Below are 11,922 nucleotides of genomic sequence, written 5' to 3'. Positions count from 1 at the left end.
TCAGCCACGTCCTCTCTCGAACACCGCGGACCGGCTCAGCACCGGGCCGCTCGGGATCTCGGCCAGCACGTCCGCCGCCATCGGCCGGGGCGTGACGCCGCCCAGCCCGAGCGCCTTCACCGCCTCGTCGTCGGCGAGCCGGAACTTGAAGCCGCGATCGGTGATCAGGTACCTGTCCGGTTTCACGCCCGCGGGCGCGGGCACCGACGCGGCGAGCAACCCCGTGCCCGGCTTGAGGTACGCGCCGAGCTGCGCGTTCATGCCGATCCACGCGAAGTCGCGCTCTGCCGTCACCGGCACGCTGAGGACGGTGCCGCCGTTCGTCTCCTGCCGCAGGCAGAACGCCCGTTGCCCGACCGGCAGCGACCGCGCGCCGAGCAGGTCGGGGATGCGGGTGGTCAGCGACGTGTCGGCGGACCGGGGCGCGGCGGCCATCGCCGTCGCGTCGATGTCGACGGCCGGTGTGCCCTGGCCGGCCGTCAGCAACGCCGCCTCCGTGCGGGACATCGGCGCGAGCCCGTCCGCGCGCAGCACCGCGAAGTTCTCCTGGCCGTTCGCCACGGCCTGGCGGAACACCGTCCCGACCGGCCGCGCGGTGCCGCCGACCGGGACCGGGGCGCCACCGGTCACCGGTGCCGGGCCGATCTCGGGCCCGTCCGGCAGCGCGGCGAGCCACGCCGCGGGGGCGGTCGGCGGCGTGCCGTTGCCCAGCCCGAGCGCCACCGCCGCCACGGGTCCGGCGAGGCGGAGCTTCCCGCCCTGCCACACCACGTACTGCTCCCCCGACGCCGTGCCGACCCACAGGTACTCGGCCTCGGTCAACGGCGTGGACGGCGCGTCGGGGTTGGCGTTCAGACTCATCAGACCGGCGCCCCGCACCGCGGTGCCGCCGGTGTGCGGCAGGCAGACCAGCCACGGCGTGCCGACGAGCGCGGACGCGGCGGGCACCGGGTCGGGCGCGCCGGGGATGCCGGCGGGCGCCCCGCGTTCCAGACCCTCCAGCGACGCGCGGGAGATCATCTCGATCTTGCCGCCCTGACCCTGCGCCAGCATCGCCGACGCGTGGTTCGCCATCGGGACGAGCAGCCCGTCGCGGTAGACGAACCGCGCGCCGCTCTCCTTCTCCACCAGGATCGCGCCCTGCTTGCGCCACGCCGTGTTGCCGCCGGGGTGGATGAGGCCGTAGACCCAGAACCCGATGCCGATCAGCAGCGCCAGCACCACCCCGAACACCAGGCCCATCAACGCCCTGCGCGCGGGTGCCTCGCTGTAGTTGGTGTCCCCCAGCAACAACGCGGCGCTCATCCGGCCGACGAGGGTCTGGTAGGCGTGGACGTGGTCCTTCTTGGTCTGCACGGCTCACCCCGCCAGTCCGCGGGCCCAGGCGAAGATCCCGAGCACCTGCAGCACGAACGGCACGAGCGCCACGCACGTCAGGTTCTCCACGACGTCGCCCATGTGCGGCCAGATCGGCAGCATCCGCCGGTCCGGCGGCCGTTTCGCCGCCGCGACCAGCAGCAGCACCGCGACGAGCATGCCGAGCACGCCCGCGACCCGCCACACGTCGCTCATCCCGGCGAGCATGCTCAGCGCGGGCAGCACCGCGCCCCACGTGCCCGCGACGGCGAACGCCGTGCGCTGGCCGATGTTGAGGAACTCCCGCGACCGCAACAGGACCAGCGCCGCGAACAGGCCGCCGAGGGTGTGCTCCAGCCACGTCGGCTCGACCATCAGGTAGACGAACCCGGCCGCGAACACCGAGGAGGCGCCGATCGCGAGCACGCTGAGGTAGCGGTCGGCGATCCCGGTCTGCTCGGCGAGCCGCGCCGCGGGCATCGGCTCCACGTCGATCTTCATCTCCTCGGCGGTGCGCGGCAGCTGCGGGCCGCGCAGCCGGGCCGTGCGGGTCGCGAGCTTCGGGGAGAACAGGAGCAGCAGGTAGCACACCGACAGCACGACGGTGGTGGTCTGCGGGCGGGTCAGCTCGACGCCGAGGTGCAGCCACACCGCGACGACGGCCGCGAGCCCGGCGACGGTCAGCGCGCCGAACGGCACGATCGGCAGGTCCCGCGCCAGGATCCGTTGCACCACCAGGAGTCCCGCGGACGTGCCGGCCAGCAGCGCGCCGCCGATCAGCACGCCGACCGGGTCGAGGTCCATCGCACCGGTCACGCCCGCGGTGGCGATCGCGCCGGCCAGGGCCGCGTAGACGGACCCGGCGACGCCGATGACGGCGGCGAGCCCCCGGTCCTGGGTCGTGCGGGCGACCAGGACGGCGCCGACGAGGAACACCAGCGCGAGCAGCCCGCCGGTCGACGCCGCGGCGACCGTGCTCTCGTTCTCGAACAACGACACCGCGATCGCCCCGAGCGCGCACCCGGCGAGGCTCAGGAAGAGCCGGCGGTTGACCGTCTCGTTCCACCGGTTGCCCTGGCGGTTGACGGCGGTCGCCATGCCCTCGGCGACGTCGTCGAAGTCCAGCTCCGGCAACGGGTCCTCGGCGCGCACGACGTACAGGTGCTCGCCGTCGAGCCAGTCGAGCGTCTCCGGTGTGCCGTCCGGGTCGAACGGCGCCTCGCCCAGGCGCTGGAGCACCCACGAGCCGTACTCCTCGCCGGTGTGCGGGCGGTCGTCGTCGTCCCGCACCACGTGCCGCACGAGTGCGGGCAGCAGCGTGGTCACCGTCGTGCCCGCCGGGACGGCGAGGTCGGCGCGGCCGTCCGGGCCGATCACGGTGACGCGGCAGAGTTCCGGGGCGGTGGTCACGGAACGTCGCTCCTTCCTGGCACGCCGGTCTCCTCGGCGCGGCGGGGTTTCGAGGTGGTGCTCACCCGGCATCGCCCCTTCCGGGCGCGCCGGCACCGACCGCGTCGGCGTCCGGCCGCGGTCCCACCGGCACCAGGCCGGTCTGGACGAGCTTCACGCCGCGGCGCGTCACGAGCTGGGCGCGGCCGGGCGGCAGGGTGCGCGGCGCTGCCTCGCCGAGGAACTTGCCCTCCTCCTTGGGGTAGGAGAAGAGCAGGGCGGGCGTGCCGAGCTCCCACAGCCGCCGCATGACCGGGTCCATCATGGCGCGCATCGCGTTCGCGCTGCTGCGCGCGAGAACCAGGTGGAATCCGATGTGGACGCCCTGTGCCATCAGGGGAAGCAGGGCGTCGAGCGGCGTGCCCATCGCCATGCCGGACGAGAACAGCTCGTAGTCGTCGACGACCACGAAGAGCTGCGGGCCCTCCCACCAGTCGCGGCGGCGCAGGCGTTCCGACGAGATGTCCGGCCCCGGCACCCGCTTGTGCAGCGAGACGGCGGCCTTGGTCGCGAGGTCCTTCAACGCGTCCGCGCCGACGACGTGCCCGATGCGGTACTCCTCGGGCACCATGTCGTCGAGGTCGCGGCGCGAGTCGGCGACGAGGATCTTGGCCTGGCCCGGCCGGTAGCCCGCGACGATCGACCGCAGCACGAGCCGCAGCGCGTTGGTCTTGCCCGTCTCCGCGTCGCCCATCGCGAACAGGTGCGGGACGGCGTTGAAGTCGTGCCACACGGCGGTGAGCCGCTGTTCGTCCTGGCCGAGGCAGATCCGCAGGTCGCCGTCGGGCGGCGGCAGGTCCACCACGGGCAGCCGGGACGGCAGCAGCCGCACACCGGGCGCGCTGCGACCGGGCCAGAACGCCCTGATCTCCTCCACCGCCGACTTCGTGGCCGCGGCGAGGTCCTCGGTCTCCGAGCAGGAGTCGAGCCGGGGCAGAGCGGCGAGGAAGTGGAAGCCGGAGCTGGTGAGACCGCGGCCGGGCTGGTGCGGAACGGTCGCGGCCTTGCGGCTCTGCACCTCCGACTCCATCGAGTCGCCGAGGCGCAGCTCGAACCGCGTGCCCAGCACGTCGCGCAGCCACGGCCGGATCTCCGACCAGCGGCTGGACGACACGACCAGGTGCACGCCGAACGACAGCCCGCGCGCGGCGATCTCGGTGAGCTTCGACTCCAGGTCGCCGTAGTCCTGGCGCAGCGTGAACCAGCCGTCGACGACCAGGAAGACCTCGCCGTGCTGGTCGGTGATCCGGCCGTCCCGGCGCGCGGTGCGGTACTCGGCCATCGACTCGAAGCCGTGTTCGGCGAACGCCGCCTCGCGCGTCTCCATCACCTGCACGACCTCGGCGAGCGTGCGCACGACCCGGTCGCGTTCCATCCTGGTCGCGATCGAGCCGACGTGCGGCAGGCCGCTGAGCGACATGATGCCGCCACCGCCGAAGTCGAGCCCGTAGAACTGGACCTCCTCCGGCGTGTGGGTGAGCGCCAGGCCGAGGATCAGGGTGCGCAGCAACGTCGACTTGCCGGTCATCGGCGCGCCGACGACGCCGACGTGACCGTCCGAACCGGACAGGTCGGCGACGAGCAGCTCGCGCATCTGCTCGTACGGCAGGTCCACGAGACCGACCGGGACGCGGAACCTGCCGCGCACCGACGCGTCGTCGACCACCATGCCCAGCCGCGGGTGCGGCAGCACGCTCGGCAGCAGGGCGTCGAGGGTGGGCGACGCGGCGAGCGGCGGCAGCCACACCTGGCGGGCGGCGGGACCGGCCGCGGTCAGGCGGCCGAGCAGCACCTCGGCGAGGCTCGGCGCGTCGTCCGGGGAGGTCGTCTCCTCCTGGGGCGCGGGGGTGTCGTCCGGCTCCTCCGCGCGGATCTCGTGCAGCCGCGGGCTGGGCTGGGTGTAGAACGGCACGACCTCGCCCTCCGTCGTGCCGGCCGCCTGGCCACCGCCCTGGGGCGCGGTCGTGAGGCAGGGACCGGAGACGTAGGCGCCCTTGAAGCGCACCAGCGTGGAGGTGTCGATCTTGAGGTAACCGTTGCCCGGCCCGGAAGGCAGCTCGTAGGCGTCCGCGACGCCGATGACGCTGCGGGACTCCATCGAGGAGAACGTCCGCAGGGCGATCCGGTACGACAGGTGGCCTTCGACGCGGTGGATGCGGCCCTCGTCGAGCCGTTGCGAGGCGAGCAGGAGGTGCACGCCGAGGCTGCGGCCGAGCCGGCCGATCGAGACGAAGAGGTCCATGAACTCCGGCTTCGCGCTGAGCAGCTCGCTGAACTCGTCCACCACGACGAGCAACGTCGGCAGCGGCGGCAGCTGACCTCCCGCCGACCGCGCCTTCTCGTACTCGAAGAGCGACGAGTACCCGCTGGCGCGCAACATCTCCTGCCGCCGCGTCATCTCGCCGTTGAGGGAGTCCTGCATGCGGTCGACCAGCGGCAGCTCGTCGGCGAGGTTCGTGATCACCGCGGAGGTGTGCGGGAGCTTCTCCATGCCGAGGAACGTCGCGCCGCCCTTGAAGTCGACCAGGACGAGGTTGAGGATCTCGGACGAGTGCGTGGTGACGAGGCTGCACACGAGCGTGCGCAGCAGCTCGCTCTTGCCGGAACCGGTGGCGCCGATGAGCATGCCGTGCGGACCCATGCCACCCTGCGCGGACTCCTTGAGGTCGATCTCGACGACCTCGCCCTCCTCCGTGACGCCGATCGGCACCTGGAGCCGGGCGCGCTGCGGCAGCTTCTGCCGCCACTGCGCGGCGACGTCGAAGGTGTGCACGTCGCGGATGCCGAGCAGCGCGGTCAGCTCGAAGTCCGTCTCGAAAGGACGGTCGACGACCTCGACCGTGCCGCTGGTGCGCTTCGGCGCGAGCAGCCGGGCGAGGGTGTCGGCCTGCGCGACGGTCACGGCGTCGCCCGTCGCGGTGCCGGTCTCGTCGCCGACGGGGTAGGTCACCTGGCCGTCGCGGCAGGTGAGCCGCAGGACCTTCGTGCCACCGGGCAACGCGCCCGTGGCGTCGAGCAGCACGGTGTTGCGCAGGCCGGAGCCGAGCAGCGGCGAGTTCTCGGGGATCGTGGCGAGGTGGGCCACGACCACGACGAACGGTTCGGCGGCGCCGGGTGACACGCCCTTGTCGTGGTCGCCGCGGTCGGTGACCTCATGGCCGAGCAGATCGACGAGCTCGTCGTGGTCGCACGCCAGCATCCGCAACGGACCGGCGGCGTCGTGCGCGTCCGGGTGTGCGTTGTGGGGCAACCACTTCACCCAGTCCCACTCGGCCTGGTTCTCCGGTGCGACGAGCACCGCGACGCGCAGCTCGTCCGGCGCGTGGAAGGTCACGAGCTGGCAGAGCATCGCGCGCACCAGGCCCGCCGCGGCGTCCTGGTCGCCCGCGAACTCGACGCTCGTGAAGCTGCGCAGCCCGACCGAGACGGGGATGCCGGTGACGGTGCGGTAGGTCTCGCTGAAGCGGCGCAACGAGATCGCCGACAGCGGTTCCAGGTCCTCGATCGGCTTGGTCGAGGGCGGCGTGAACTCCATCGCCGCCGCCTGCGTGCCGAGGCCGATGCGGGCGCGGCCGAAGTCGTCGTGGCCGCCGCGCCGCTCCCACACCCGCTGGCCGGAGGCGATGGACCACAGCCACGACGGGTCGGGGTTGTTCCACGCCACCGCGAGCCGCTGCTCACCGCCCGCGTCCCTGGCCCGCCGGCGCAGCTGCCCGACGTAGCGCAGGTAGTCGCGGCGTTCGGCGTTCAGCTTGCTCTTGCGGTCGCCGCCGTTGCGCAGCAGCTGGCTGATCGCCATCGCGACCATGCCGAGCGCCATCGCGCCGGACATGATGATGATCAGCGGCGATCCGCCGCCGGAGCCGATCGACGAGAACACCAGGATCATCGCGATCGGCGCGATGGCCATCGGCAGGAACATCAGCACGGAGCTGAAGTCGCGGGTCGCCGGTTCCGGCATCACCGGTGGCTCCTGCAGCTCCTCGACGCCCTCCGGCATCGCGGGACCGGACAGGCGCGGCCCGCGCTTCACCGTGACGCTCATTCGATCACCCCGGACGCGTTCAGCCTGGGCGCGGACGACCACGCCTCGTCCGCCTGCCGCAACAGGTCCACCGCCCGGCGCTCCTCTTCTTCCTGCTCCTCCTCAGTCTCCGGCTCCTCCTCCGGCCGCGTCTCGCCGGTGCAGCCGCCGCCCAGAGGCGGCCAGTAGGCCCGCCGCCCGGCGCCGTCCCGCACGGGCTCGGCCGCGACCGGCGCGGACGCGTGCCGGGACGTGTGCTCCCACGGCGTCGTCTCGCGCAGCGCGTAGTCCGGCGTGTGCGGCGCAGGTTCGTCCTCGCGCTCGTCCTCGGCGCGCTTGGCGGCGCCCGCGAACCACAGCACCCCGCCGGCCGCACCGACGTCCCAGGCGCTGAAGTCCTCGTCACCGCCCGCCCGCACGACGGCGACCGCGTCCTCGGCGGGTGCGACGACGGTGCCGTCGGCGCCGGGGGCGGCGGGCTCGTACCCGGCCATCCCACCGGCGGCGACGGCATCGTCGTCCTCGCGCCGGGCAGGGCGCTCGGTCATCGGCACCGGCGGCGGCACGACCACGGGCACGCCCGGATCACCCAGCCCCGGCGAGCTCACGCTGCCCCACGGCTGCGGCCCGCCGTCCAGCAGCCCGGCCGACTCCGGCCTCTCCGCACCGCTCTGGGGAGGAGCCGTGGGCGAGCCACCGAGCCCCGGTGTCAGCACGCCACCGATCGGTGCCCAGCGCTCGCGATCACCCGGCAGCTCGGCGATCCCGTCCGGGTCGCCCAGCCCCGGCGCGTCGACGCCCTCCCACGGCTGCGCACCACCGTCGAGCAGACCCGCAGCGTCCGGACGCTCCGCACCACCCTGGTTGTTCTGCGCGGGCGGAGCCATCGGCGGCATCATCGGCGACCCACCGAACCCTTGCGGCACAGCACTCACCGGCGCCCAGCTCTCCCGGTCGCCGGGCAGCTCCGCGATCCCGTCAGGGTCGCCCAGACCGGGCGCGTCGACGCCCTCCCACGGCTGCGCACCACCGTCGAGCAGACCCGCAGCGTCCGGACGCTCCGCACCACCCTGGTTGTTCTGCGCGGGCGGAGCCATCGGCGGCATCATCGGCGACCCACCGAACCCTTGCGGCACACCACCCACGGGCGCCCAGCTCTCCCGATCACCCGGCATCTCCGAAAAGCCGTCCGGATCACCCAGCCCCGGCGCGTCCACGCCCTCCCACGGCTGCGCACCACCATCGAGCAGACCCGCAGCGTCCGGACGCTCCGCACCACCCTGGTTGTTCTGCGCCGGCGGAGCCATCGGCGGCATCATCGGCGACCCGCCAAGCCCCTGCGGCACACCACCCACCGGCGCCCAGCTCTCCCGATCACCCGGCGACTCCGAGAAGCCGTCCGGGTCTCCCAGGCCGGGCGGTTTCGTGCCCTCCCAGGGCTTCGGGCCGCCGTCGAGCAGGCCGGACGAGTCCGGGCGCTCCGGGCCGCCCTGGCCGTTGTGCGCGGGCGGCGAGAACGGCGGCATCATCGGCGAGCCGCCGGTGAGGTCGCGCCGGTCGGGCGGCGCGAGCTGGTCGGGGCCGCCCGCCTGCCAGTCACGCGGGTCGGGGACCTTGACGTCGGGCTTGCCGACCGGGTCGAGGCCCGGCGGCTTCGGTGCGGCGCCGCCGAGGTTCGGCGGTGTCTTCGGGTCGAACGGCTTCACCGGGTCCTTCACGCCGGGCGGGGTGAGGCCGTTCGGCCCGCCGAGCTTCGGCGGCGGCGTGACGGCGTTGAGGCTGCCGGGCTTCTTCACCGGTGGCGCGATCGGGTTCGACAGGATCGGCGGACCGGTGATCGGGTCGCCCGGCTTCGGCCCGCCGGGCCCGCCGGTGAGGTCCGGCGACAGCGGGTCGAACGAGGGCGGCTTGAACTGGCCTGGCCCGTCGGTTTCGGGGCCACCGGGTGGTTTGACGCTGCCCGGGCCTTCGAGGTCGGGCCGGAACGCCTCCGCGTCCGGTGGCTTCGGCGGTGGCGTGAACGTGGTCGGGGTGTCGGTGCGCGGGCCCTCGAACTCCGGCTTGGGCGGCGGCTTGTACCGGGAGGTCTCGTCGTCGCCGGGCGGGCCGTCCACCTCTGGCCTCGGCGGCGGCTTGTAGGTCTCCGGCTTGTACTTCTCCGGGTCGTCCTCCGGCCGGTCCTCCTTGTCGGGCGGGGGCTTGTGCTCGTACTTGGTCGGGTCGTACTTGTCGTTCTTGTCCTCCGGGCCGTCCTCGTCGGTGTCGGTTCTTCCCGGCGGAGGCAGCGGGGTGACCGTGGCGAGCGACGCGTCGAACCGGGTCGCGTCGTACTGGGTCGCGAGTTCCTTCAACACCTTGCGCATGTCGTCGGTCATCGCCTCGACGACCTTCGGGAACTTGCTGACCTCCACCATCCCGTTCGGCATCACCGCCTCGATGTACGGCACGATCATGGAGTTCGGGCCCGTGTAGACCCTGTTGTACTGCTCGGCCCGCTCGTTGTACTCGTTGGCGATCCGGATGACCTCGTTCGCGTAGTGGTAGTCGATCCTGCTGACCTCGTTGATCGCCCACTGCAGGTAGTTCCCCGCCGTGTACAGCCCTTCCGGCGTCGGGTTCAGCCGCGCCGGTCCGCCGTCGATCTGGGTCGCGTGGTTGTGGAAGGTCTTCGCGAACTGCTTCATCGTGCCGAGGACCGTGGTGGCCGCGAGCCCCTGCCACGGCCCGTCCTCACCGGCGACCGCCTCCGCCTGCTCGGTGATGCTGTCACCGACCACGATCAGGACTTCCTTGATCTTGCGGAACGTCTCGGCCGCGTCCCACAACGACTCCGGGTTCGACACCCGCTCGCCCTCGGCGACCTCGGAACCCGCCGTCGCCGCGGCGATGTTGGCGATCGCGGACTTGATCGCCTTCCAGTCCCAGGTGTCGTAGTCGGCCTTCGTGCCGTAGTTCCCGTCTTCCAGCGCGATGAGCGCGCCTTCGTCGCCGTGGCGGTATCCGGCCGGAGGCTTGTCGTCAGCCATGTGGGGAGCTTTCGTGTGAGGCGAGGACAGGAGGAGTGGATCTAGGCGGCGGGCGGGTTCTCCGAGCCGCCACCCGTGCCGCTGGTGTCCCGCGGCAGGCCGGTGGGCCCGACCAGCACGTTGAGGTAGGACTGAGCGTTCGCGACGAACTCACCGAGCTCGGCCGCCGTCACGCCGTTCAGCTCCTCCGCGGTCGAGTAGTCCACGACGAGCCTGAGCAACCCGTCGGAGTACGCCACCAGCAGCTGGATCACGTCCTGCAGGTACTTGTGGGTGACCTCGCTGATCGACTTCGGCCCCACGACGACCTTCTTGATCAGCTCACCCGCGTCGAAGAAGCGGCCCGGCCTCAGCTTCACGCCCTCGATCTCGGCGAGCAGCGGGGTGAGGATGTCCTTGAGCAGCAGCAGGTTCTCGGCGAACAGCTTGAGCGCCGCGGTGTTCACCCTGATGTCCCCGCTGCCGCCCTCCCCGTTGCGGGGCACGGCGGGCGGGTGGGTGTTGTTCGCGTAGAACTGCCCGGAGTTGCCGTTCCAGTCCTTCGTGTTGCCGGGAGGATCCTGGAACGTGCTGGGGGGACTGTGTTCCAGCGTCTTCGCGTAGTCGTCGTAGAGGCCGCCCACGGCCGCTCCTTTCCGTTGGTCGGGCGGGGATCGCGGGTGCCGCCGGCCGCGTCGCGCACCGGCGGCGCCCCGCGAGATCACTTCACGCTGTAGCCGCCCCAGGCGTTCATGCCGGTGTGCTCGACCTTGAGGTAGCCCGCGGTGATGTGGTTGAGCGCGATCTCCGCGGAGTTCAGGCTGAACGGCATGCGCTGCGCGGCCGCGTCCCACTGCTGCTTGGCGACGAGGTACTGGTCCTTGGCGCCGTCCTGCCAGTCCTGCAACGTGTTCATGACCTGCGTGTGCATGTTCTCGAGCTCGTTCTGCAGCTGCTTGGTGACGGCGGCCATCTGGTCGCGGACCGAGTCCGCCATGCCGCGGTCGAAGGTGTAGGTGGCCAAGGAACTGTCCTTTCAGGAGGGTGGGGCGGTCACATGCCGTCGAGGCCGGGACCGGTCGGGATGGCCGCGGCGACCTCGGTGTTGGCGTTCTCGCCGGCGGTGATCACCTGCCGGTTGCCGTTCATGACCTCGATCATCTCGCCGAGCTTGGTGACGATCACCTGGCAGTCGTCCATCCAGGCCTTCATCGACGAGTCGAACGCGATCGAGGCGTCACCCGTCCACGTCGACTTGAGCGCGGCGAGGGCGTCGCCGACGTTCTGCACGCCCTGCCTCGCCGTCGACTGGGTGTTGGCGAGATGACCCGCCGCCTGCTGCATTCCCGGTGTCGTGGTCGACACTGCGGCCATGGGGAGTCTCCCTTGTCACAGAAGGTGTGTCGCGCAGAGCCCACCACGAAACCGTTGCGGCATCAGCACTTCGGTCCGGTGACTGCCCGACCGGTCCAGCAGTGCGTCACGTTCGCACCTGACCGCTCACAGCGACGCCCTCCCCCGACACCGACTCCCGGTACCGCGCGCAGAGGTCGCGCACCTGCCGTTCGTCGAGCATCAGCGTGTCCCGCACGAAGTCGCCACCCAACCGCACGGCGGCCGGGCCACCGGGGTTGACCAGCACGTCGACCCCGTCCGCGAGCGACACGACCAGGTCGTCCAGATCGATCCGCGTCCACCCCGGCGCCTCGGCGTGAACCCGGTGCGGCTCACCGGTCACGACGACGACGCACGGCACGTCGTCCGGCGATCTGGTGACGAACGGCCGACCGTCGTCGTTCACCGCGAGGTCGAACGTGGAGTTGCGCACCACCAGCTGGACGAGCCCGGCCTCGGCCAGGCCGCGCAACGCCAGCCGCAGCACCGCGTCCAGCGGGTCGGACGGAGAGTCCACAGAGGACGGCCGGTAGCGCGGGTTGGCGCGGAACCGGCCGAGCCCGCCGTCGTCTTCAGCGGGCCACGTCCCGACGACCGCCTCCACCGGCGGTACCGCGTGCGGGTCCGGCGGCCGCCACGCCGGGTCCAGCAGCAGGAAACACCGCTGTGCCGGGACAGTGCTGACCACCGGGT

General features: G+C 72.3%; 8 protein-coding genes. All 8 read right to left on the bottom strand.

Going from position 1 to position 11,922, the window contains the following annotated elements:
• The 8 genes from eccB to ACQEU1_RS03130 all read right to left on the bottom strand — a co-directional run bounded on the left by eccB (position 1) and on the right by ACQEU1_RS03130 (position 11,917).
• The gene (gene eccB / locus ACQEU1_RS03165; protein ID WP_433196002.1) at positions 1–1,356 is read right to left on the bottom strand and encodes a type VII secretion protein EccB; all 1,356 of its coding nucleotides are present in this window, start codon (positions 1,354–1,356) and stop codon (positions 1–3) included.
• 3 nt (positions 1,357–1,359) lie between these two features.
• A complete protein-coding gene (gene eccD, locus ACQEU1_RS03160; RefSeq protein ID WP_433196000.1) occupies positions 1,360–2,766 on the bottom strand; it encodes a type VII secretion integral membrane protein EccD in 1,407 nt (468 codons plus the stop codon).
• A gap of 61 nt (positions 2,767–2,827) precedes the next feature.
• Positions 2,828–6,850, bottom strand: a complete 4,023-nt coding sequence (gene eccCa / locus ACQEU1_RS03155) for a type VII secretion protein EccCa (protein ID WP_433195998.1) — start codon at positions 6,848–6,850, stop codon at positions 2,828–2,830.
• Positions 6,847–9,855 (bottom strand): hypothetical protein, encoded by a 3,009-nt coding sequence (locus tag ACQEU1_RS03150; protein ID WP_433195996.1) that lies wholly within the window; start codon positions 9,853–9,855, stop codon positions 6,847–6,849. The genes eccCa and ACQEU1_RS03150 overlap by 4 nt, the downstream gene beginning before the upstream one ends.
• Positions 9,856–9,896: 41 nt before the next feature.
• Positions 9,897–10,478, bottom strand: coding sequence for a hypothetical protein (locus ACQEU1_RS03145; protein ID WP_433195994.1), 582 nt, complete (start codon positions 10,476–10,478; stop codon positions 9,897–9,899).
• Positions 10,479–10,555: 77 nt separating this feature from the next.
• On the bottom strand, positions 10,556–10,858 hold the full coding sequence (locus tag ACQEU1_RS03140; RefSeq protein WP_433195992.1) for a WXG100 family type VII secretion target: 303 nt from the start codon (positions 10,856–10,858) through the stop codon (positions 10,556–10,558).
• Between the two features lie 29 nt (positions 10,859–10,887).
• Positions 10,888–11,208, bottom strand: a complete 321-nt coding sequence (locus ACQEU1_RS03135; RefSeq protein WP_433195990.1) for a WXG100 family type VII secretion target — start codon at positions 11,206–11,208, stop codon at positions 10,888–10,890.
• Between the two features lie 106 nt (positions 11,209–11,314).
• On the bottom strand, positions 11,315–11,917 hold the full coding sequence (locus tag ACQEU1_RS03130; RefSeq protein ID WP_433195988.1) for a type VII secretion system-associated protein: 603 nt from the start codon (positions 11,915–11,917) through the stop codon (positions 11,315–11,317).
• Positions 11,918–11,922 lie beyond the last annotated feature (5 nt).

This window comes from Lentzea sp. CA-135723 (assembly GCF_050936595.1).
Classification (GTDB): Bacteria; Actinomycetota; Actinomycetes; order Mycobacteriales; family Pseudonocardiaceae; genus Lentzea.
Note: the sequence above shows the minus strand (reverse complement) of the source record. Positions and strands in the feature narration are given on the sequence as shown.